A 22,117-nucleotide genomic window follows, 5' to 3' on the forward strand; every position below is an offset into this window, starting at 1 on the left:
GTCAGGGCGACTGCCGGTGGCGCGTCAGCACCACGCCGACATCGTCGAAGATTGCGGCGATCGGCGCGTGCGGTTTGTGGACGGTAACCTCGACCACAACGATGCGCGGAAATGCCGCCAGGATGGCATCGGCCACCGCGCCGGCCGCGCGTTCCAGCAGCTTGTAATTGGTGTTCTTGAATGCCGCCGTCGCAGTCGCGACCACGTTGGAATAGGACACGGTGTCGGCCAGGCGGTCGGTGCGCGAGGATTCCGACAGGTCGACGGAGAGTTCGAGATCGATCACGAAGCGCTGGCCGACTTCGGTCTCGTGTTCCATCACGCCATGGCGGGCATGGATCACGACACCGGTGATGAAGATCGTATCGGTCATCGCTGTTCCTCAATGGCGGCTGCGACGCGCAGCGCTTGTACGGTTTCCGCGACATCATGGGTGCGGATGATCCGCGCGCCGCCCTTCGCTGCAATCAGATGGGCGGCGATCGAGCCGCCAAGGCGCTGATGCGGTTCCGACGGCGTCACCACGCTGATGAAACGTTTGCGCGAGGCCCCGACCAGCAGCGGCAGGCCGAAGCATTGCAGTTCGTCCAGTCGCGCCAGAACCGTCATGCTCTGTTCCGGCGTCTTGCCAAAGCCGATACCGGGGTCGAGCACGATCTTGCCAGGCGAAATACCGACCTTCTCGGCGATGTCGAGCGAGCGCGCGAAGAACGCGGCGATATCCTTCATGATGTCGATCGCGGCGTCGGCACTGTCGCGGTTATGCATGATGATGACAGGCACCTGGCGTGCCGCAACGAGGCCGGCCATGGCGGGATCGCGCTGCAGTCCCCAGACATCGTTGGCGATGACGGCGCCATGATCGAGCGCCCAGGCCACGACGGCGGCCTTCATGCTGTCGATCGAAACGGGAACCCCAAGCGAAACTACCTCCGGTAGCACCGGTTGCAACCGCTTCAACTCTTCTTCTACCGAGATCGGCTCCGATCCGTACGGCCGGGTCGATTCCGCTCCGATGTCGATGATGTCAGCACCGTCGGCAACCAACTGGCGGGCCCGCGCCAGCGCGCTTTCGGGGGCCGCGAACTGTCCGCCATCGGAAAAAGAGTCGGGGGTCACGTTCAGCACGCCCATCACGGCGGGGTACGGCCGCGATGACAGCGCCGGCAGATCAAAATGACCGGCCGGGCCGGCCGCAGTGGCGGGTCTGGACATCGTTGCGATCATGCGGTCGCTTTGCGCGGTCCGCGCCGGCGAGTCAAGGCGTGCGACCCCGCTAGTGTATGTCGGCTGACCGACTTTTAGTAGCTGATTTTCGGCTGAAGCTTGCGCGCCTGGGCGATCAGCTGCTCGACCGACTTCTCCGACGGCATGACGCGGACCAGCTTGCGCCTGGTATTCACGTCTTTCATGTTCTGGGCAAGGCGTGCCGGGTTACGCAGCGCAAGCTCGCGAACCGTCGGCACGCCGGCGGCGCGCACCAGCCCAACCTTGGCCTTGCCCATCCCGGGAATCCGCATGTAGTCGGAGAAATTGGCCCATTCGAGCAGTTGCTGTTCGCTGATCCCAGTCTTAGCGGCGAGCGCCTTGCGTCCCTTGACGGTGCGGGCGGCTTCAAGCAGCGCCTCGGTCGTGCGAATGCCAAGCGATTTGAATTTCGAGGCGGAATAGGCGGTCAGGCCTTCGATCTCGGAGAGGGGATATGTCATGATACTCGATGCAAAGGAAGGTGCGCAGGCTGAAGGGGGTGTTTCAGGCGAACTGGCTGAGCCCCGGTGTCCCCGAAATGATCTCGCCCATTTTGTCCGCTCCGATTTTGTCGCGGCCGAACCGGAAAAGTTCACGCGCCACGTTCTGAATCTCGTTCATGCCCAGACCAAGCGCCATCAGCTTGGTGCCGAGCGCCATCAGCCCGCCGCCCATCAATCTGGAGAGGCCGCTGTTGCTGTTCGAGGCAGCGATCGCAGCCTCGGCGCCTGGAATTTGGTCGATCAGAGCCTGAACCTTGTCGGAAGGCCCCTCGTTACGGAGGAAACTCAGAACGATGCCGATGGTTTTTTCAGCGACAACGCTATCGATGCCGACCTTGGTGGCCAGCCGTCCAATCAGTTCGTCCATATTGCCCCGCCCTCAGCCGGTTTGTTACCGGGTCGTACCTTGTGAATTTATCTTGAGCGCCTGCGACCTGAAATACAAGCGATCCGCGCACGCGAAGGCGATTTTGGTTCTAGATCGCTTGTCGGTGTTGCAGCAATGCAAGAGTGAATGCGGGATTCACGCCATGTTACCGCACTGCGGCCTTTTGTATTCTACCCGACTTGGAGAAAAGTATGAGACAGGGTCTGCAAGGCCCGGGCTACGTCCTGTCCATGGACGGTTTCAATCGACCGGCAGGATGCGATATGATGGCGTTGCTTGGCGACCGAACTTCCCCGATGCGCGCGAAGAGGCGATGTGATGGCGACCCCCGATAGCAAGACAGCCGATACCGACGAGAAAATTTTTATCGGCAAGGGCGAACAGACAGCCTGGCTGACGCTCGCGCTCGCCAATCGGCACGGCCTTGTTACCGGTGCGACCGGAACCGGCAAGACCGTGTCCCTGCAGGTGATGGCGGAAGGGTTCGCGCGTGCCGGTGTTCCGGTTTTCGCAGCCGATATCAAGGGCGACCTGTCCGGGATCTCCGAAGTCGGCGAGGCCAAGGACTTTATCCTCAAGCGCGCGGGCGAGATGGGGCTCAACTTTCAGCCCGATCAGTTCTCGACCGTATTCTGGGACGTGTTCGGCGAGCAGGGCCATCCGGTCCGGGCCACCGTCACGGAAATGGGACCATTGCTGCTGTCGCGGATGCTCGATTTGAACGACGTCCAGGAGGGCGTCCTCAATGTTGCGTTCCGTGTCGCGGACGAGAACGGCCTGACGCTGATCGATATGAAGGATCTGCGCGCGCTGCTGGACGCCATCGTGCCTAATACTGCCAAGAAGGGCCCGGATGCCGAAGAGGATCTGCTGGCGCCGATCAGGAAGGCCGCACAGGGCTTCGGGAATGTCTCCAAGGCGACGGTTGGAACCATTCAGCGCCAGCTTCTGGTGCTGGAGAACCAGGGCGGCGCGAAATTCTTCGGCGAACCGGCATTGCTGTTGAAGGATTTCATGAAAACCAACAGCGATGGCCGCGGCATCGTCAATATCCTGGTCGCGGACAAGCTGATGCAGAGCCCGCGGCTTTACGCGACCTTCCTGTTATGGATGCTGTCGGAGCTGTTCGAGGAATTGCCGGAAGCCGGCGACCTGCCGAAGCCGAAACTGGTGTTCTTCTTCGACGAGGCGCATCTGTTGTTCACCGACGCGCCGAAGGCGCTGATGGACAAGATCGAGCAGGTGGTCCGGCTGATCCGCTCCAAGGGCGTCGGTGTTTATTTCGTCACGCAAAATCCGATCGACGTGCCCGACAAGGTGCTCGCCCAATTGGGCAACCGCGTGCAGCACGCGCTGCGCGCGTTTACGCCGCGCGACCAGAAGGCGGTGGCGGCGGCAGCACAGACTTTCAGGCCCAATCCGAAGCTCGACACCGCGCGGGTCATCATGGAACTTGGCAAGGGCGAGGCGCTGGTGTCGTTCCTCGAAGGCGGCGGCACGCCGACGATGGTCGAGCGTGTGATGATCCGGCCGCCTACGGGACGGATCGGGCCGATCACGCCGGAGGAACGCAGGGCGATCATGAACAAGAGCCCGGTGAAAGGAAAATACGACACCGCGGTTGATGCTGACTCCGCCTATGAGATGCTGCTGAAGCGCGTGGCGGGAACGGCCGCGCCGGCGGAAGGATCGGATGGCGGTGGCGGTGGTGGAATCCTCGGACAGATCGGCGCGATCGTCGGCACCATCTTCGGAACCAACACCGGGCGCCGCCGGCTGTCGACCGGCCAGGTCATTGCGCGAGACGTCACGCGCTCTGTCACCAACAAGGTGATCGGCGGCGTTGTGGCCGATCTCGGCAAATCGGTCGGTGGCTCGCTCGGCAGTTCGGTCGGGCGGGCGCTGGTGCGCGGCGCGCTTGGCGGACTTCTGCGCCGATAAACTTTTTGGGTCTCACGGAGCGCCGAAACGCAATTTGGACGACCGCCGGATGTCATGGATTCGGCGGTCCGATGGCTTGCCGGTTAGGGGATTAGATGGAGCGAAAGGCGGACCAGCTTGGCGGCTCGACGGCCGTCACGGAATACGTATGGACGTGGTTCTTGCGTCAGGTCGCGTATCTCCGAGGCGCCGATATTCCGGGCTGGGTCTGGGTCGTGTTGCTTTGGGCGCTGATGGCGTTTCCAGCCGTCTCGCTACGGGGCGCCCATTTCGAAGAGGGCACGGTTATCGGACTGGCGCGAGGCGCTGTTGAGGACGGGCAGTGGCTGTCGCCACATCTGTACGGCGTTCGGTACATCGAGCGCCCCGTTCTGCTGTCGTGGATTGCCGCAGCCATCGGAAAGCTCTCGGGTGGAGTTTCGGTTTGGTCGGCCCGCTTGCCGCATTTGCTGTTTCTGCTCGCCGGCGGGCTGATGGTCTTCAACCTGGTGTTGCCGCATACCCGCAAAGCGCCTGCGGTATTTGGCGCGCTTTGCTGGTTTGCCTGTCCGATGGTCAGTCAGAAGTTCGTCACCGCCGAGCCTGATGTGACGTTGTCGGTCCTGCTGTTCGGAGGTTTCTTCCTGTGGTGGAAGGGCGTTTCCTCCGGATACATTTCAATTTTCCGGTGGCTCGCAATCGGTCTTCTGCTCGCGGCGGCCGGCCTCGCCAAAGGCCCGCAGCCAATTGCCTATTTTGCGCTGGGCGTCGGAACCTACCTGCTCGTGAAGCGGCGTTGGAGCGATCTGCCGGGCTTCGTGCTGGCCAACGCAATGGCCGGGCTGATCGTTGCGGCCTGGTATTGGATGGTGATGATTCCCGGCGACGTAACGGGCTGGATCGCCCATTCGCGGTTGTCCGAAGGAATGACGATGATGCAATGGTTCAGGGATCACCTGGATTTTGTCATCAGCCTCTTCCTGGTGGAATGGTTGCCAGGTTCGCTCCTGCTATTTCCGGCAATCGCCGCGCTGGCGCGGAACGCCTTCGGCCGCGAGCGCGATCTCGTGCTTGCCGTCATCCTTTATGCGACGGTCGCGTCGATGATGCTGCTGATCTGGCCCGGCGGTGTCGCGACGCGCTATGCGATGCCCGCCAACCTGGCGCTCGCCGTCTTGGGAGGGATCTTGTTTGACCGGTGGTGGGCCGCACGGTCCAACCTCATTGCCGTCAGCAACACGGTGGTGACCGGGATATCGACGGCCCTCATTCTGCTCGGCTGGATTATCATCCCACTCGCTCCGGCCGCGTTCAGTCAATCGAAGGTATCGGCGCAGGCGATCGCCGCGGTCAGGGAAACCAGGCCGGCTACGCTCTATGTCACCACCAGTGTCGATTTGAACACGCTGGCGTACGCCGCCGCCCCTGTTCGCATGGTGGGGCTGAAGGATATAGAGAATATGAAGCCGCCTGCCTTCGCGATTCTGAGGGCTTCAGAACTCTCCGAGATCATCGCTCAAAAGCCCGATTTCGCAGCCATTGCCCACGCCACACTGAACAAGGGTCTGCTTACCAGGATTTACGAGATCAGGGCCAAGCAAGAGCCATGATCATCCCGAATTGACGCCCTGGATGGTGCAAGAGATGGTGGTCGCTTCTGCGTGCGGCCGCCGTGCACCGTCACCCACCATGAAAGTGAGTTATCCTCGTGCTTAGATGGCCATCTTTGCGACGTCCGCTGGATGTCCTCTTTATCGTTGCCTGCATCGGGTTGACGGCCGACGTTCTGGTTCCCGAAATCTGGGGGAACGGCAAAACCAAAGATTACGCGCTCTGGTATTGGGCCGGCCAGCAAGTGCTTAGCGGCGGCGATCTTTACCTGCGGGTGACGCGGGGGACCCTCGACTTCATCTATCCGCCGCTGTCGGCGCTGCTGCTGGCGATTCCGAGCTACTTCGGCAAGGTCCCGCTTTATCTGTGTCTGTCGTTCCTCAACGTGGTCGCGTGGTGGATGACGGCGCAGTATTCGCACGCGATGGCAGGGTCGGGTCAAAAGCCCGGCCCTTGGCTCGAAGCACTGCCGGGCTTTGTCACCATTACCTTCGTGTTCGACATGTTCGACCTCGGACAGCCCAACCTCGTCCTGCTGGCGTTGATGCTGTACGGATTCTGGCTGCTGCGCGATCAGCGCGGATGGATGGCGGGAAGCATGTTTGCGCTCGCCACGGCGATCAAGGTCTTTCCGGTGGCGGTGTTGCCCTATCTGGTCTGGCGCAGGCAGTGGGCGGCCGCCGCGAGCATGCTGGTGTTTCTGGTCGTGTTTCTGTTCGTGCTGCCGGCGCCGTTCCGCGGTTTCCAGCACAACGTTGCCGAGTTGAAGACCTGGTATCAGGGCATGGTGGGCTCGACCTCGGAAAAGGGGTTCGGCCAGCGCGACGAGCAGAACTGGTCGTGGGTCAATCAATCCATCATCGCGGTGACGCACCGCCTGACCCGGCCGATGAACTACAATCAGGAAGATCCGGCCAAGCCGGTTCGCACGATGAATGTCGCCAACCTCGACTTCAAGACCGCGAACTGGATCGTGCTGGCGGTCTCGCTTGCGATCGGGATCGGTTACATCGCGGTGATGCCACCGGCGTCGCGGCGGACGGAACGGTCGGATGCCGAGGAACTCGGCATCCTGTTCTGCCTGATGACGGTCGCCTCGCCGCTGGCCCGTCAATATTATTTCATGTGGCTGTTCTTTCCGATGACGGTTCTGATCCATCGCGCCGCTTATGACCCGCGGCCTGCGGTGAGGGCCGGCACCTGGGCGCTTCTGGCCGTCGCAGGCGGGATGTTGTGCCTGTCTCTCCCAATCTTTCCGAACGACTTGCAGGCCTACGGCAATAATCTGGCCTCAACCGCGCTGCTGGTGGCGGGGCTGGTCTGGCACATCCTGCATCCGCCCACCGCGTATGCCGCCGCCGCTTTGCCTCAGTCCACAAGCGGGCTACAAACCGCCCCGACAACAATGCCCACAGCCAAGGGATATCAGTGATGGCCAACGCACAGCTTCAACCGGTCCTCGACCGCATCGACGCGGATTTCGACAACAGCCTCGAACGGCTGTTCGCGTTGCTGCGGATCAAGTCGATCTCGGCCGACCCGGCCTTTGCCGGCGACTGCAAGGCGGCCGCCGATCATCTGGCCAGGGACATCGCGACGCTCGGCTTCACGGCGGAGGTGCGTCCAACGGCAGGGCACCCTGCGATCGTCGCCAGGATGAACGGCAGTAAGGATGGGCGGCCGCACGTACTGTTCTACGGGCACTATGATGTGCAGCCGGTCGATCCCTTGAACCTGTGGCACCGTCCGCCGTTCGAGCCTGTGGTGACCGACCATGCCGACGGCCGCAAGATCATTGTCGCGCGCGGGGCGGAGGACGACAAAGGGCAGTTGATGACCTTCGTCGAAGCCTGCCGCGCCTGGAAGCAGGTCGCGGGCTCGCTGCCGGTCGACGTCACCATCGTCATCGAGGGCGAGGAAGAGGTCGGCTCGAAAAACTTCGTGCCGTTCCTCGAACAGAACAAGGCTGACCTGAAGGCGGACTTCGCGCTGGTCTGCGACACCAGCATGTGGGACCAGAACACGCCGGCGATCACCACGTCATTGCGCGGGCTGGTGTATGACGAGGTCAAGATCAAGGCGGCCAACCGCGACCTGCATTCCGGCATCTTCGGTGGCGGCGCGCAGAATCCGATCCGGGTGCTGACGCGTATTCTCGGCGGCCTGCACGACGACAACGGGCACATCACCATTCCCGGCTTCTACGATGGCGTGAAGGATCTGCCGCCGGATATCCTGGCGCAGTGGAAAAATCTCAATCTGACGCCGGAGTCATTCCTGAAGCCGATCGGCCTTTCGCTTCCGGCCGGCGAGACGGACCGTCTCCTGATCGAGCAGGTCTCCTCGCGCCCGACCTGCGATATCAACGGCATCATCGGCGGCTACACCGGCGAAGGCTCGAAGACGGTGATCGCTGCCGAAGCCTCCGCAAAGGTCTCGTTCCGGCTGGTGGAGGGGCAGAACCCCGACAAAATCCGAAAAGCGTTCCGCGATTATGTGACGACGCGGCTGCCCGGCGATTGCAAGGCTGAATTCATCGATCACTCCAACGCGCCGGCGATCGCGCTCGACTGGAACATGAAGCCGCTGGCGGCCGCCAAGCGCGCGCTGACCGACGAGTGGGGCAAGGAAGCGCTGCTGATCGGCTCGGGCGCCTCGATCCCGATCGTCGCGGATTTCAAGCGCACGCTCGGCCTGGATACCGTGCTGGTCGGCTTCGGCCTCGACGACGACAACATCCATTCGCCGAACGAGAAGTACGACCTGAAGAGCTTTCACAAGGGCATCCGCTCCTGGGCGCGGATTTTGGCGGCATTCGCGGAAACGCCGAAATAGCTTCGCAAATAAAAACGCCGCCCGGAATTGGGCGGCGTTTTGATTCGGTAGTGCAGAGGTCGTTGGCGAACAATCTACACCCAATTCCCTGAATTTTCAATTCCGATAGCCGGTGAATTCCGGCATGGGCGCTTACGCCAGCGGGTAGGGCCCGTCGCGGAAGACGCGGTCGTGATAGCCCTTGCGGCCCACGGCGCGGGCGAGCGGGCTGCGGATGTCGTCATCGGTCTGCAACCGCGCCAGCAGGCTGCGGAAATCATGGCGCAGTTGCCAGCCGAGTTCCGCGCGCGCCTTGGCGTTGACGTATACCCGGTCGATACCGGAAATCATCGTCCAGCCACGCCGCGCATATTCCGCCTCAAAGCCGGGCACGTAGCGGCGCAGCACAAGCGGCGCGTCGCGGCGCAATTCCACGATGTCGTCACGCGAGAACGGCGTCGTGGCGCTGATGATGTATTTCGTAAAGCCTGCCGATGGCGCGCGGTCGATGGCCAGCAGATGCGCGCTGACCACATCCTCGATATCGACGCGGCGATAGAGAAATTCGTTGGCCTTGACGTTGGCGTCGGCATAGAACTCGCGGATGGCGCGGTTGTCGTCTTCCTCGGGAAAGAACCGCGAGGTGCGCAGGACGATGGCGCCGAGTGAATGGTTGCGCGCGAACAGCTGGCACAGATCCTCGGCGGCCGCCTTGGTGACGCCGTAGATGTTCTTCGGCGCCGGGACGACGTCTTCCGTCACCCAGGCGGCCGGCTCGCCCGGTGGCGGCACCAGCGCGTCGCCAAACACGCTGGTGGTGCTGGTGTAGACGAACGCCGTGACGCCGGCGGCGGTGGCCTCCTCGAGCAGGTTGAGCGTGCCGGTGACGTTGACGTCGACAAAGTCCTGACGGCTGTGGGTCACCACATGCGGCTTGTGCAGCGTCGCGGCGTGCAGCACGGCCGTGACGCCCTTCATGCATTGCCGCACAAAGCCGCGGTCGGTGATCGAGCCACAAGCTTGCGTGAACGCGCCGGGTCGAACGTCGATACCGATGGCTTCACGCCGCTCAGCCTGCAGGGTACGGAGCAGCGCTTCGCCGAGATGGCCGGAACTGCCGGTCACCAGAATAGTCACGTCGCTGAACCTTTCGCGCTGTTCGCCCGCGTGCGGGCGTCAGGTCCGGTAGCTCGGGTCGATGCGGTCGAGCTTGCGCAAGAGCGGCGGCCACACCAGGTTGGTCGAGCGCATTTCCGCACGATCAGGGTTGCTGAACAATTGTGCGTTCTTGTCGACCACGGCCGGCTCGACCGGATAGGCTGATGGCCCGAGCATGCGGGTGCGCACCTGCATCGTGCAGGCCCGCTCCAGATGGTACATGCGCTCGAAAGCCGATGCGACCGAGCGGCCGACGGTAAGCGTGCCGTGATTGCGCAGCAGCATGTGGTTCCTGTTGCCGATGTCCTTTTGCAGCCGCGGGCGCTCGTCATGGTCCAGCGCGATGCCTTCATAGTCGTGATAGGCAAGATCATGGGTGACCAGTTGCGCGGTCTGGTTCATCGGCAGCAGGCCTTCCATGCAGCTCGCGACCGCGGTGCCGTCGGGCGTGTGCAGATGAAGCACGCAGCCGGCATCCTCGCGCACCTCATGGATCGCCGAATGGATGGTGAAGCCGGCCGGGTTGATGCTGTACTCGCTCTGGGTGAGCTGGTTGCCGTCGAGGTCGACCTTGACCAGGCTGGAAGCCGTGATCTCGTCGAACATCAGGCCGTAGGGGTTGATCAGGAAGTGATGCTCGGGGCCGGGCACCCGCGCCGAGATGTGGGTGTCGACCAGATCGTCCCAGCCATACAGCGCGACCAGCCGGTAGGCGGCGGCGAGATTGACGCGCTGGTTCCACTCGGCGTCGGTCATGCCGGACGGAATTTCCTTGAGGCGAGCTTCGGCTGGCGACATGACCGGTTCTCCCGTGTGTTGTTGATTTCGCCCGCAAGCTAGCCCTGCGCCCGCGCCACAGCAAGGTGCGGCCAGGAGCTGGCTGTTATGCCGTAGCGTTGAGGAAAGCTACGGTGCCGGAATGGAGAGCAGGGATGAAATGCTGCGGCCGCGGATGTCGTAGACGCGCGCGAACACGACGTCGTCGCGCTTGATTTCCACGATGACAGGCGCGGTGAGGCCTTTGCAATAAAACTCGCCCAGCGTCATCGCGAAGTCGGCGGCGTTGCTGTCCCAGCCGATGGTAAAATCCGGACCGAGCGCGACCTGCGCCGGGCGCTGCGGGCCGCACACCGCAACCTTCCACTTGCGCCCGCTCGGCGCGGCTTCCTGCCGTTCGACCAGTTCCTCGCGCAGGCCGTCGGAAGCCTGCTTCAGCGCCAGGCCCCAATAATCCAGCATGAAGAAATTGTCGGCGGCGCGGACCGTGCCGGCGATGTGGTTGAAGTGGGTGTACTCGTATGGATGCAGGCGGATCATTTCGCTGAGCGGCAGCAACAGGCCGAACGCGAACGCCGCGAGTGCTGCGGGCTGCCAGCTGCGGCGGTTTTCCTTCAGCCAGGTCATGCCGAGGCCGAAGGCGACGCCAGCCAGCACCGCCATCGGCGGGATCACGAACACGAAATGCCGGATGCCGTTGTAGAGCGCGGGCCGCTTTACCATCGCGATCACCAGCGGCAGCGTTGCCGCCATCGTCAGCATCAACAGGATGGTCTTGCGGCGGGCCGGCACGTCACCGCGCGACAGCGACATGAAAGTGCCGACGATGCCGGCGAACAACAGCGCCAGCAATACTTCGGGAAGCTGCAACGCGAACAGCGTCGGCAGATACGACCACGGCATGTCCGGCACCGACACCAGCGCGCCGTCGAACATTTCCTTCCAGGGCTTTTCGAAGAAATGCGAAAAATAGGTCAGTGCCTGGAACGGGTGGCCCGGCTCCATGATCGACCACGGCCACACCAGGCCCATCAGCAGGTAACCGAACACGAGACCCGGCAGCAGCGCGTAAACCACATGGCCGAAGCGACGGGCGGCTTCGCGCGCGCCTTGGGTACGGAATTCCTCGATCAGCAGCGGCACGAAACCGACCATGGCATAGACCACCGCCAGCCCGCCGAGAACCCGGCAGCCGATGGCAAGGCCGGCACCAAATCCGACGATCAGGATGGTGCGCGGCGAGGGCTGCGGATATTCCTCGGCGAGGCGAACCAGCCCCAGGATCAGGATCACCATCGAGACCGCGAATGGCGCGTCCTTCGGGTTCATGAACATGTGGCCGTAGAAGGTCGGGCACAGCGCCAGCAGCAACAGCGTCGCTAGCCCGGCCAGCGGACCGCCGACGCGCCGCGCCAGCCGCCATGTCACGGCAAGGCCGATGACGCCGACGACGGCGCCGAGCAGGCGGCGGGTTTCGAACAGTTCGAGCGGGACGACCTTGTGGAGCAGCGCCGCCGCCATGTCGAAGCCGCCGCCATACATGTAGAGATTGGCGAACGACAATGCGCCGACATCCTTGAAGCCGGAACCGTACATGCGCAGCAACAGTTCGGCATATTCGGCGTGGGTATAATCGTCCCAGCCCAATCCGTAATCACGGAAGGTCAGACCCGCGACCAGGGTGACCGCGGCCAGCACGACCATGGCAAGGTCGTCCCAAGTCCGCTCCATCGAGCGCCGCACGGGCGTGTCGACGGCAGATGTCGTGATGGCTGACATGACTATTGGCTAATCCGGTGTCCCCTTTGGCCCAGCGTTTGCGCTCTTGAGCCTCTTTCCCCGGCATCCATATAGCGCAGTTCCATTTTCAAGTAATTGAGAATTGTGGTCTAATCGCCTGATGCAATGCAATAAATCGGCGGTAATTGGTAGGCCGTAGATATACGGACGGCGCTGAACGCCAGCTGAATGGCACGATCGGCACCTTAAGTTTTGCCCGGAAATGCTTTCGCCGCGAACAGTTTTTTGAGGAACTCTGGGCAGAATTGCTGGTTGGCGATGCACACATTATGACGGTATCGTGGCGTAGGCGGCTTGCGGGCATTTCGGGCGCAGCCGGGGGGTTAGTTCGATGATGGTTGGCATGTTGGTCGCGGGTCTCGGCCTTGTTTTGGCGGGCCTGATGGCGATTGGCTACGGAATCACGATCAACGAATTCAGCACCGGCAACACGCTGATCCTCACCGGCGTGACCGGGTTTTGCACGGGCGCGATCATGCTCGGGCTCTGGGTGGCGGTGCGGGAACTGAAGACCATCGGCCGGCGGCTCGGTGCCGGGATAGCCCAGCCGCGCGGCGAGGCCATGGTAACAGCCCCGGGCGATGGCGGCTTTCCGCTCATGCCCGAGGCCGTCGAGAGTGCGGGCGGCGTTGAGCCTGCCGCGTCGTTGTCTCCGCCGCCATGGCAGGATGAGACGACACGCGAGCGCCCGCGCGGCGATGTGCCGACGGCACCTGAGCCGGCGGAGGCCGCGCCCAAGCCGAAGCGCAATCTGTTGTTTTCCTCGACGTCGCGAAAAGAGCGCGAGCGCGCGCAGGTGAGGACCAGCGAGCCGCTGCCGCCGGATCTGCTGTCGCCGGATCTGCGCCCCAATCCGCCGGCGGCGCCGCCGCCCCCGCCGCCGGCCGAAGCGCAACCGCCGTCGTTCGACGATGCCTGGCCGAAATCGGAACGTTCCAAGCCCGGCGAGGTGCCGCCGCAACGGCGCGGCCCGCGCTCACCGTCGACCTTCGCCGACGCCGACGCTCGAAGCGGGGAACAGCCGGCCGTAACAGTGCTGAAATCGGGCGTCGTCGACGGCATGGCCTATTCGCTCTATTCGGACGGTTCGATCGAAGCCCAGATGCCCGAGGGCATGATGCGCTTTGCTTCCATCGACGAGTTGCGCACCCATCTCGATCAGCGGTCCTGAAGCGAACAATACTTGGCTCAGCGTCCGGGTTGAAAATAAAACGCCGCTGTTCTTGTCAGATTTCGGGTAATTCGTTCATATTGCCAAGTCGTACTGGATTCCGTGCGCGTATAGGCGCGGCCGGATACTTTCAGCACTACACCGCTCGCGCATCGCGATCCCAGGATGGCGTTTGCGATTCCCAGGAAGGTTGAGCCATGACCGATTCCGCCGGCAAAACGCCCGTCGAACTGACCGCCAGTATCGTCTCGGCCTATCTCAGCAACAATCCGACGCCGGCCGCTGACATCCCGAACCTGATCAGCCAGGTTCACGCTGCGCTGCTTCGGGTGTCGACCGGCCGGATCGAGACGTCGCTCGAACCGGCAAAGCCGGCCGTGTCCGTCAAGAAATCGATGACCCCCGAGTACCTGATCTGTCTCGAGGACGGCAAGCGCTTCAAGTCGCTGAAGCGCCATCTGCGCGCACAGTACAACATGACGCCGGAGCAATACCGCGACAAATGGGGCCTTCCGCCCGACTATCCGATGGTCGCGCCGAATTACGCGGTAGCCCGCTCGCAACTCGCCAAGAAAATGGGCCTCGGCCAGCAGGCGCGGAAGCGGAAATAGCCCCGTTGTGGGAGCCGTTGGCTCTTTGCGCAAATGCTTCGCGTTTGTCGCAGGCAGCGACGGCGTCTACGTAGCCGTCGCAAGCGCCTCGCGCGCATCGGCGCGGATACGCTCGACCATCGAGCGCAGGCCATTGGAGCGCTGCGGCGTCAGATGCTCGCGAAATCCGAGTTCGTCGAACAGCGCAATCGCATCCGTCGACAGGATCTGCTGCGGGGTGCGCCCGGAATAGAGCGTTAGCAGGATCGCGATCAGGCCGCGGACGATGTGGGCGTCGCTGTCGCCGAGGTAATTCAGACGCGGTTCTTCTTTTCCGCTGCGGTCGAACTGCTTGGCGAGCCAGACCTGGCTGGCGCAGCCGTTGACCTTGTTGGCCGCCGAATGCTCGGCTTCCGGCATAGGCGCCAGCGTGCGGCCGAGCTCGATGACATACCGGTAACGGTCGTCCCACTCGTCCAGCAGCTCAAAATTTTCCCTGATCTCGTCGATCGTCATCGTGGCCCGCGTCCTCTATCCAAGCCGTTATATAGGATGCGGGTGGGACGAATGCGATGAAAATGGAACCGGTTCCGGGCCTATTTTCCAGCCCTCAGCGCGCGGACGTGCCGCGCCACTCCGTTGCAAGGTCGTCTTGCGTCAGCGTATCGCCGCGTGCTGCGGCTTCAGCCAGCTTCGCTTCGGCCTCGTCAGGGCCGGCGATTGAACCGGTGTGATCCGGCGTCTTCTTGTCCGGCTTGTCCGGCTTGTCGGTGATGATCTGATACAGCTTGCGCGCGCCGTCCTGGGCGCGCTGGCCGATCACGGTCGCGGCCTGGCCGCCGACTTCGCAGGCCGCCGGCTGGCGCTTGCAGAACTGGCCCACGTCGGAGACGGCAGCGGTCGCAGCCGATACGGCTTCGGACGCGCCGATCTGCGGCAGCTTGTCCGATTCAGGCGTCTTTTCTCTGGGCAGCAGCACGAGCACAAGCCCGAGCCAGAACACCATGCGAAGCAGAAAGAACATCTCGCGACCCCGGTCGTTTCTTTGGTCCTGTTGCGGTTATGTCCGCAGGTTGGCTCCTGACTATCAGCCGTCGATAAATCGCAAGTGTTTGCATTGAGGTAAATTCGCCGGAATTTCGCCGAAAATCCCAATGATTTGATTCGGCGTAAATTTTCGATTGATGTTCGCGCACACGAAAAAGTGGGCGTGCGTTGGCCGTCTACCATTTCGAAACCATAGATCGATCGCCCTGGAAACCTGTCGTTCACCATCCGCGTCGAATGAGCGTTCCGTGACGGGCGAAAGCTCCGCGAATGCACGGCGTTTGCCGCCCGGCTGGCGTGCCTTAGCGTTCGCTTAAGTTCACTCTGACACGGTGGACCAACGATAAAGGGGGCGTTCCGGCGCGTCTGCAAAGCCAACCTGCCAGACCAACAAGCCGAAGCGCAAAAGCCGTGAGTGTTTTGAGTATCATCCGCGATTGTCTCGATGCGTTGCTGCATCCGTCCGCACGATATGATGCGCTGACGCGCGCGCGTCATCGCGCCTTTATGGCGCCGCGGCTGCTCGGCAGCCTCGCTGCCTTTGCCGCGTTCCCGGTCTATCTGGCGATGCGCGGTGCGCCGACGGCGATCGAGGTTGCGGCTTTCGCCTGGCTGATCGCACCGATCCTGCTGTCCTGGTTCCTGTCGCGCACCGGCCGTTACGATGGCGCACACATTCTGTCGTCGCTGGCGCTGGCCGGTCTCGTCATAATGGTCGCCGCGACGACCGGAGGCATTGAATCCTTTGCCGCGGTCGGGCTGGTCGTGGTTCCGCTCGAGGCCGCGCTCTCGGCCTCGCGCCGCGTCGTCGCATTTGCCTCCGCGCTGGCGTTGTCCTGTGCGGCACTATTGATCGCGCTCGGGCATTTCGAGCTGTTGCCGGTGGCGGAGCCGAACGCGGCGCTGCGCGGCGTCCTGATGGGGGCCGGAATCGCAGCGGCGACGCTCTATGCCGTCGGTCTCGCCTTTGGCTCGGAATCGCTGGCGCGTACCAGCGTAGCGCTGCTCAGTGTCGAGGAAGACCGCTATCGCCTGCTGGCGCTCAACATGAGCGACGTAATCTCACGCCACAGCCGCAACGGCGCTGTGCAGTTCATTTCGCCGGCGGCGGAAGCCATGCTGGGCACTTCAGTTGCGCGGCTTGCAGGTCACGGTCTGTTCGACCGCGTCCACGTGGCCGATCGGCCGGCCTATCTGACCGCGTTGTCGGACGCCGCCCGTGGCGGCGAGGCGCGCAGCGTCGAGTTCCGGCTGCGGCGCGATATTGGCCGCGGGCAGGGCAACTCCGATTTCATCTGGGTCGAGATGCGTTGCCGGCCGCTCGAGCCTGCCTCGCCCGAGGCCGAAGTCGTCGCCGTGATGCGCGACGTCACCGACCGCAAGGTGCAGGAGCACGCGCTGGAGTTGGCGCGCACCGCCGCCGAACGGGCGGATGCGTCCAAGACGCGTTTCCTCGCCACCATGAGCCATGAACTGCGCACGCCGCTCAACGCCATCATCGGGTTCTCCGAGATGATCGTTCAGGAAGACGTGCTGATGATCGATGCTGCGCGGCGCAAGGAATACGCGCAGCTGATCAACGATTCCGGGCAGCATCTGCTATCGGTCGTCAACGGCATTCTCGACATGTCCAAGATGGAATCCGGCAATTTCGAGATCTCGCCGGAGCCATTCGCGCCGCGTGCGGCGTTGCTGCATTGCTGCAACCTGCTGGCCCTGAAAGCGCGCGAGAACGGCGTCGATCTCGTCACCCGTGCGCCGGAAGACCTGCCCCTGATGACGGGCGATCCGCGCGCCTTCAAGCAGATCGTGCTCAATCTGGTCGCCAATGCCATCAAGTTCACCGAGCGCGGCGGCAATGTCACGGTCTCCGCTGCGGTCGAGGGCTCGCGCCTGATGCTTCGCATCACCGATACCGGCGTCGGCATTGCACCCGACGATCTCAAGCGGATCGGCGATCCGTTCTTCCAGGCCGGCAAGACCTATCAGCGCAAGCACGAAGGCACCGGCCTCGGGTTGTCGATCGTGAAGGGCCTGGTCGGATTGCACCATGGCGAGGTGAGTGTGCAGAGCAAGGTGGATGAGGGGACCACGGTAACCGTGGTGTTGCCGCTTGCCTTCACGCCATCCGCGGCGGAAGAGTATTCGAGCCAAATGCCGTCGAGCCAAGCTCCTTCGAGTAACATCGCGACGCTGAAGCCGGCGCTGCGATCGGGATTACAAGACCAAGCCCATCAGGTGAAGAAACGTGCCTAAGCGAATGATCGAGGACGACGAGATGCCGCGCCGCCGTGGCGCGAAAGCGGCTGCAATCGACGTGGAAGAGCGTGGATTTGTGATGCGCATGCTCTTGCACAGTCCGAAGGACATGCTGGCCGGCGCGCTGGCGGTTGCCGCCATCGGTGCCATCCTCACCAACGCTTTGTTTTTGCAGGCCGGCCGTCATCCGTCGCCGATGTTCGGCTCGGTCGTGACGTTGCCGGCGGCCGCGCCGGTGGCTGTGAACCCGTTGCCTCGTCCGCGTCCGGTTGAACTCGCGGTGCGTCCCGCCGAGCCATCGCCGCCGGAATCGAAACCCGTCGAGAGCAGGAACGCCGACGCCAAAACCACTGATCCAAAATCTACTGACCCCAAGACCACTGATCCAATGACCAATCTGGTGGTCAGATCGACTGGTTCGGCACCCGCTGCAGCTTCCAGCACTGCCGTTCCGGCAGCCAAACCGACCGGGACCGCTGCGGCTGCGACACCCCATGTCATGAGGCCGCCGGCGTCGATTCCGGCCTCCTCGCAATCCGCCGGCGCGCGCCGCGTGGCGTCGGTGCAGCGTGCGCTGACCGAATACGGCTATGGCCAGTTGAAGCCGACCGGCGCGATCGGCTCGGACACCCAGGCCGCAATCACGAAATTCGAGCGCGATCGCAAGCTGCCGGTGACCGGACAGATGTCCGACCGCCTGGTGAAGGAACTCACCGCGATGACCGGCCGTCCGATCGAGTAGGGGTCGGCCTTCGCTCTAGGGCCTTGCTTCCAGGATCATGTTGAACGGCGTCTCGGTGGCGCGACGCACGCTCTTAAAGCCACCCTTCAGAATGACTTCGCGGAGCCTGGCTTCGCCGGCCTGTGCACCAAGAGCGGTGCCGACTTCCTGCGAGAGCGAGGTCGGCACGCAGATCATGACTGAGCGAGGGATCGCGCCGGGCCGTGACCTCTGGCGCCAGCCAGAACGCTGGCCTATCGTCCGCCTCATGCGATTGAAATCAAGTATCTGGGTGGCGGCCTATCTGCGCCGTTGCCAAACCGAAGGCATCTTCGGTGCCGTGCGCCGCCGCGGCGCGGAAGAAGCCGGTGCGGTATTCGTCAAGGTGGCGCACCTCGACGGCAACGCCATGTTGTACGGGCCGGCGCCGCAGACCGTCTATGACGAGAGCCGGCCGACCGAGCGCCTGTTCGTGCCGGCGTCGCCGCAGCCGGTGCCGGAGCAGTCGGTGGAAGAGCGCCTTACCAAGGAAATCAAGTTCGATCCTGACACCTGGATCGTCGAGACCGAGGACCGGGCAGGGCGGCATTTTCTCGATCTGGCGAAGGCCTGAGCCGGCCTGTTCCTATCTTTGCATGGGGTTGTTTTCGATATTTTATGTCTACCGCCCCGAACCGTCGGTGCCGGTGCGCACGTTGGGCGCGCTTCCGGGCTGTACTGCGGGCCGCGTCTGGGAGGGGGCGGAGCGGGCGCGATTGCGCTCGTCTTCGTAAAGCGCGGCGCGATATCTGGCGCGCGTGACCGCCATGGTCGAGCCGCGCCACGCCGCCAGCATCACCAGCGCGGATCGTTCGGTCAGCCGGTCGTAGAGCCGCGACAGCCGGTAGACTTGGTGGACCGAGGAGCCGAATTCCGGATTGAGGAACAGCAATATCCGCTGGAACGCGGCGCTCGGCATGTCGAGCGCGCGGGCGGCGCAGGCCAGCGGTTCGCCGCCGGGATCGTTCACCACTTGCGTCGCGATCCGCGCCGGCAGGATCAGCGCCTCGCCGATCTCCAGCGCGAAACTGTCGGCGTCCTCGGCAAACGCGGCCATCTCCAGCGTCTCGATCGCACGCTTGGCGCGCGCCGCCGGAATTCGCGCCGAGGCCTTTAGCGGCGTCTCGTTGAGATTGTGCAGGATCTGGGCGCGCTCGCCGGCAGTGGCCGCAAAGAACATGTCGCTGATTTCGGCGGCGTCGTTGGGCCGCATCGCCAGGCTGGAGGCCATCCGCAGTTCCGCTTCGGTCGGCACCCGGGCAGCCGCTTCGGGCGGGGCTGCGGCGGCAATCGACGGCGCGAGCGGCACCGTCTGACCGGGGCGGGAGCGCCGCAGTCCGAGTTGGTTCATGATCTCGAGGGGTGTCGCCGGATAGACGGCAAGCCGGGCGCGCACGGCCGCGCGCGTGGCGTCGTCGACCTGGTCGATCAGGCGCGACGTCAACTCGACGAACTGCCGTTCTTCGTCGGCGGAATGTGCGCTGGCCTGCACGTAAAGGTCGGTCAGCACGCGCAGCAAAGTGGGGCGGATATCGACGCCCTCGCGACGGGAGAGCGTCATCAGCCCGTCGAAGCCCGGAAATAGTGCTGCTGCGGTCATGTCAGGTATACGCGACTTGGAAATCTCTTGGTTGAGCCTACGCGGAAGCGCTTTAAGGGCTGGTTAAGGAAAACAACCCCTGAAAAAATGCCGAGCTTTTGCGGGTATCGCATAAACCACAGCCGCCGTTCATTGGCCGGGCCGGGCGGCGATTAAGATGCCGTTAACCACGTTCTGTTCTGAATGATCGCATGTCGCCGGCCAAATCACGGTCTGTGCGGCAACCAGAGAGAACGGAACATGGGCACCATCATTGAATTTCCGGCGGACGCAGCTGCGCGGCGGCCGATCCTGGATGGCGCTTCACGCGATGGCATGGGGACCATCCTGATCCTTCCGGTTGTCCGGATCGAACGTCCTCTCGACGAGAGCGGCGGGCGCGGACCGGAGGAAGGTACAGCTCCCGGCCGCCGTCGCCGTCGGCGCCCCTGACAACGGACATTTGAAATGCCGGAGATGTGCCATCCGATCCGGACTGCCGGGTTTCGGTCACGACCGGCTCTTGTACTCATCCTGATGGGTGCAGCCCTTGGCGGCTGCAGCGGCGGCGATTTCGGCCGCACCCGCGCCGATTTCCGCAACGACGATATGCATCGCTGGCTGGGCGCCGAGGCGACCGGCAGTGTCGGGCTCAAGCCGTCGCATTTCCAGCTCACCGAAAACGAACGCCAGCTTCGCGATCTTGCTTACCCGCTGATCGAGCCGCCGCTGTCGCGGCCGGCCTGGAAGAGCGTGTTCGGCGATTACCAGCCGCTGCCCTCGCCGTGGCGGCAGAAGGTGGTGTTCGACCGCACCACCTATGGACGAGCCCTGATCGACGAGCCGCACCGCTCGCATACGTCGCGCTATCAGCAATTGATCGAGGACGTGCGCAACGACATCACGCGGTTCGAGCCGTTCTTTGCCTCCGCCATCCGCGTGATCGAACTCGACCGCAAGCGCAGCGCCAGCCTCAGGATGGTGTCGGAGCTGTCGCCGCGCGAACAGGCCGACGCGGTCGCCCGCATGGAAGAGAACACGCTGATCGTGCAATGGGTGCAGCAGTGCCTCGAGCGGAGGATCTCCTCCTATCGCTGGGCGCTGGAGCGGCTGGTGATCCAGGCGCCGGACGGGATTGCGGCCGATGCCGACCGCCTGATCGGCGAACTCGCCGCGCAAACCGCCAATCCGCCGGTGGCCGTCCAGCCCGTGATCGGGCGCGCTGTCACCGTGAAGGGTTAATGTCTCACACTTGAACTTTGCGGTCCCGCGTGGTGCGCGGCGTCAACGCTTGCCCTTTGGTGCCGGGGCAGGCGGCGGCGGTGCCGGTTCGGGCTGCTTGGGCGGCGGCGGGGCTTCGGTTTGTATCGTGCAGCGCGACGCCGCCAGCGAAGCCTGCGCCTGCGGCATCAGGCCGGGCTCCGGCGCCAGCGCCTTCAGCACGATCAATCCGGTGGTGGTTGGGGAATCGATGATCAGCCGGTCGGCGGCGGTGACTTCTTCATCCTCCGGCAACTGGCTGTGCTGCTCCTCGGTCATCAAATCGAGTTCGATCACCTTGCGGCCGGCGGAGCGGTCGTTGATCGCGTAATAGGCGACCTCGTTGCGGGTGTAGAATGACACCGACGTATAGGCCTGGCTGACCGGCACCGTGAGCTTCAGCGGGCCACCCGACAAATCGTAGCGGCAGATCGCAACCGCGAACGCCGGGTCCATGAACGGCATCGGCGCGTTGTTGGGGTCGGCGAGTGCGAGCGGCGTCACGGCGTTGACCCTGGTCATCGGCGTCAGCCGCGAATAGGCGTCCTGGGTGGCGATGCGCGGCAGCGCCAGCACGCTGACGAGATGCACCACGCCGCCGAGCAGCACGCCCGCGATGATCGTGAACAGCAGCCGGATCATGGGCAGCCCACCGTGGTGATGGAAGGCATCGGCGCGTCGCGCTGGGTCCGCGTCGCCACGCCTACCGGCGTATCGTACAACCGCAGCATCAGCGCGTAACGCTCGATCCCGCCGGTCGGCAGCCAGTTGCCGGCGCGTGAGCGCGCAGAGATGCGGATCTCGAACGAGCCGTCGGAGCTGCGGATGATTTCCTGGCTGGTGAAGCCATAGCGCTGCAGCGAATTGGCAACCAGGTGTCCCTTGCGGTCGAACAGCGTCAGCGTCCAGAACCGCGCCGCCGGCGTCACGCCGCTGACCACGACGTCGCAACGTCCGTCGAGCGGCTTCTTCTTGTCGTCTGAGGTGGCCGAGAAAGCGATGCCGTCGCCGGTGCCGATCGGCAATTCACCGCTGCGGGCGATCGAGGCGCGCGAATAGGGATCGACTTCGGCGGTGCCGCTCTTGGGCCGCGCCGTCCACGCGCCGATCGTGAGCGTGCCCAGATCGGTGCCGCGCGTCGCCGTCATATAGGTCGAGCCCAGGCCGACGACAGTGGCGAGCGCCAGCGCGAGCAAAGTGATGAAGATCAGCCGCACAGGCCAGTGCTCCGC

At 63.6% G+C, this 22,117-nt stretch carries 23 protein-coding genes and 1 pseudogene; 11 read left to right on the forward strand and 13 right to left on the reverse strand.

Translation table 11 applies throughout. The annotated features are described in order from the left end of the window. Position 1: 1 nt before the first annotated feature. The 4 genes from folB to ACSQ84_RS01475 form a co-directional block, all read right to left on the reverse strand. A complete protein-coding gene (gene folB / locus ACSQ84_RS01460) occupies positions 2–373 on the reverse strand; it encodes a dihydroneopterin aldolase (RefSeq protein ID WP_436209869.1) in 372 nt (123 codons plus the stop codon). Next, complete coding sequence (gene folP / locus ACSQ84_RS01465) at positions 370–1,227, reverse strand: dihydropteroate synthase (protein ID WP_436209870.1); 858 nt, start codon at positions 1,225–1,227, stop codon at positions 370–372. Before folP ends, folB begins: the two co-directional genes overlap by 4 nt. 74 nt (positions 1,228–1,301) lie before the next feature. Then, positions 1,302–1,709, reverse strand: a complete 408-nt coding sequence (locus ACSQ84_RS01470; protein WP_436209871.1) for a DUF4332 domain-containing protein — start codon at positions 1,707–1,709, stop codon at positions 1,302–1,304. A 43-nt stretch (positions 1,710–1,752) separates the two neighbouring features. Continuing rightward, positions 1,753–2,118: a DUF2267 domain-containing protein gene (locus tag ACSQ84_RS01475; RefSeq protein ID WP_436209872.1), complete on the reverse strand. Its 366-nt coding sequence runs from the start codon at positions 2,116–2,118 to the stop codon at positions 1,753–1,755. Positions 2,119–2,457: 339 nt separating this feature from the next. Between ACSQ84_RS01475 and ACSQ84_RS01480 the strand changes: the two genes are divergently transcribed. From ACSQ84_RS01480 to ACSQ84_RS01495, 4 genes are all read left to right on the forward strand, one after another. Further along, entirely contained in the window at positions 2,458–4,080 is a 1,623-nt protein-coding gene (locus ACSQ84_RS01480) for a helicase HerA-like domain-containing protein (protein WP_436209873.1), read from the forward strand. 233 nt (positions 4,081–4,313) lie between these two features. Further along, positions 4,314–5,669, forward strand: a complete 1,356-nt coding sequence (locus ACSQ84_RS01485) for an ArnT family glycosyltransferase (RefSeq protein WP_436211143.1) — start codon at positions 4,314–4,316, stop codon at positions 5,667–5,669. Positions 5,670–5,785: 116 nt separating this feature from the next. Then, positions 5,786–7,102: a glycosyltransferase family 87 protein gene (locus tag ACSQ84_RS01490; protein WP_436209874.1), complete on the forward strand. Its 1,317-nt coding sequence runs from the start codon at positions 5,786–5,788 to the stop codon at positions 7,100–7,102. Continuing rightward, on the forward strand, positions 7,102–8,505 hold the full coding sequence (locus ACSQ84_RS01495) for a M20/M25/M40 family metallo-hydrolase (RefSeq protein WP_436209875.1): 1,404 nt from the start codon (positions 7,102–7,104) through the stop codon (positions 8,503–8,505). The genes ACSQ84_RS01490 and ACSQ84_RS01495 overlap by 1 nt, the downstream gene beginning before the upstream one ends. A gap of 132 nt (positions 8,506–8,637) precedes the next feature. On the opposite strand, the gene ACSQ84_RS01500 is transcribed toward ACSQ84_RS01495, so the two are convergent. The 3 genes from ACSQ84_RS01500 to ACSQ84_RS01510 form a co-directional block, all read right to left on the reverse strand. Beyond that, positions 8,638–9,621, reverse strand: coding sequence for an NAD-dependent epimerase/dehydratase family protein (locus ACSQ84_RS01500; RefSeq protein ID WP_436209876.1), 984 nt, complete (start codon positions 9,619–9,621; stop codon positions 8,638–8,640). Positions 9,622–9,660: 39 nt separating this feature from the next. After that, positions 9,661–10,440, reverse strand: coding sequence for a class II aldolase/adducin family protein (locus tag ACSQ84_RS01505; RefSeq protein ID WP_436209877.1), 780 nt, complete (start codon positions 10,438–10,440; stop codon positions 9,661–9,663). Positions 10,441–10,548: 108 nt separating this feature from the next. Further along, positions 10,549–12,198, reverse strand: a complete 1,650-nt coding sequence (locus ACSQ84_RS01510) for a glycosyltransferase family 39 protein (protein WP_436209878.1) — start codon at positions 12,196–12,198, stop codon at positions 10,549–10,551. A gap of 364 nt (positions 12,199–12,562) precedes the next feature. Here ACSQ84_RS01510 and ACSQ84_RS01515 point away from each other — a divergent pair, with 364 nt between their 5' ends. Next, a complete protein-coding gene (locus tag ACSQ84_RS01515) occupies positions 12,563–13,390 on the forward strand; it encodes a DUF308 domain-containing protein (RefSeq protein ID WP_436209879.1) in 828 nt (275 codons plus the stop codon). Positions 13,391–13,587: 197 nt separating this feature from the next. Next, positions 13,588–14,001: a MucR family transcriptional regulator gene (locus ACSQ84_RS01520; RefSeq protein WP_436209880.1), complete on the forward strand. Its 414-nt coding sequence runs from the start codon at positions 13,588–13,590 to the stop codon at positions 13,999–14,001. Between the two features lie 66 nt (positions 14,002–14,067). Here the strand turns inward: ACSQ84_RS01520 and ACSQ84_RS01525 are convergent, their stop codons facing one another. Both ACSQ84_RS01525 and ACSQ84_RS01530 read right to left on the reverse strand, forming a co-directional pair. Beyond that, on the reverse strand, positions 14,068–14,496 hold the full coding sequence (locus ACSQ84_RS01525) for a SufE family protein (protein WP_436209881.1): 429 nt from the start codon (positions 14,494–14,496) through the stop codon (positions 14,068–14,070). Positions 14,497–14,590: 94 nt separating this feature from the next. After that, the gene (locus tag ACSQ84_RS01530; RefSeq protein WP_436209882.1) at positions 14,591–15,004 is read right to left on the reverse strand and encodes a DUF5330 domain-containing protein; all 414 of its coding nucleotides are present in this window, start codon (positions 15,002–15,004) and stop codon (positions 14,591–14,593) included. Between the two features lie 434 nt (positions 15,005–15,438). Here ACSQ84_RS01530 and ACSQ84_RS01535 point away from each other — a divergent pair, with 434 nt between their 5' ends. Next, positions 15,439–17,283, forward strand: coding sequence for a PAS domain-containing sensor histidine kinase (locus ACSQ84_RS01535; protein ID WP_436209883.1), 1,845 nt, complete (start codon positions 15,439–15,441; stop codon positions 17,281–17,283). Continuing rightward, a complete protein-coding gene (locus ACSQ84_RS01540) occupies positions 17,276–18,028 on the forward strand; it encodes a peptidoglycan-binding protein (RefSeq protein WP_436209884.1) in 753 nt (250 codons plus the stop codon). Before ACSQ84_RS01535 ends, ACSQ84_RS01540 begins: the two co-directional genes overlap by 8 nt. 15 nt (positions 18,029–18,043) lie before the next feature. Here ACSQ84_RS01540 and ACSQ84_RS01545 read toward each other — a convergent pair. Then, positions 18,044–18,211: pseudogene (locus ACSQ84_RS01545) on the reverse strand (SAM-dependent methyltransferase); the annotation flags it as partial. Positions 18,212–18,275: 64 nt separating this feature from the next. Between ACSQ84_RS01545 and ACSQ84_RS01550 the strand changes: the two are divergent. Beyond that, the gene (locus tag ACSQ84_RS01550) at positions 18,276–18,620 is read left to right on the forward strand and encodes a DUF1491 family protein (protein WP_436209885.1); all 345 of its coding nucleotides are present in this window, start codon (positions 18,276–18,278) and stop codon (positions 18,618–18,620) included. Positions 18,621–18,668: 48 nt separating this feature from the next. Here ACSQ84_RS01550 and ACSQ84_RS01555 read toward each other — a convergent pair whose 3' ends face one another. Then, entirely contained in the window at positions 18,669–19,646 is a 978-nt protein-coding gene (locus tag ACSQ84_RS01555; RefSeq protein WP_436209886.1) for a DUF2336 domain-containing protein, read from the reverse strand. Positions 19,647–19,886: 240 nt separating this feature from the next. On the opposite strand from ACSQ84_RS01555, the gene ACSQ84_RS01560 reads away from it, so the two are divergent. Both ACSQ84_RS01560 and ACSQ84_RS01565 read left to right on the forward strand, forming a co-directional pair. Next, the gene (locus tag ACSQ84_RS01560) at positions 19,887–20,078 is read left to right on the forward strand and encodes a hypothetical protein (protein ID WP_436209887.1); all 192 of its coding nucleotides are present in this window, start codon (positions 19,887–19,889) and stop codon (positions 20,076–20,078) included. A 15-nt stretch (positions 20,079–20,093) separates the two neighbouring features. After that, positions 20,094–20,867: a hypothetical protein gene (locus tag ACSQ84_RS01565; protein WP_436209888.1), complete on the forward strand. Its 774-nt coding sequence runs from the start codon at positions 20,094–20,096 to the stop codon at positions 20,865–20,867. A 42-nt stretch (positions 20,868–20,909) separates the two neighbouring features. Here the strand turns inward: ACSQ84_RS01565 and ACSQ84_RS01570 are convergent, their stop codons facing one another. Together ACSQ84_RS01570 and ACSQ84_RS01575 are read right to left on the reverse strand one after the other, a co-directional pair. Then, the gene (locus ACSQ84_RS01570; RefSeq protein ID WP_436209889.1) at positions 20,910–21,527 is read right to left on the reverse strand and encodes a DUF1254 domain-containing protein; all 618 of its coding nucleotides are present in this window, start codon (positions 21,525–21,527) and stop codon (positions 20,910–20,912) included. Then, positions 21,524–22,102, reverse strand: a complete 579-nt coding sequence (locus ACSQ84_RS01575) for a DUF1214 domain-containing protein (RefSeq protein WP_436209890.1) — start codon at positions 22,100–22,102, stop codon at positions 21,524–21,526. The genes ACSQ84_RS01570 and ACSQ84_RS01575 overlap by 4 nt, the downstream gene beginning before the upstream one ends. Between the last annotated feature and the right edge of the window lie 15 nt (positions 22,103–22,117).

Origin of the sequence: Bradyrhizobium sp. LjRoot220 (genome assembly GCF_964252915.1) — a bacterium.
GTDB lineage: Bacteria > Pseudomonadota > Alphaproteobacteria > Rhizobiales > Xanthobacteraceae > Bradyrhizobium.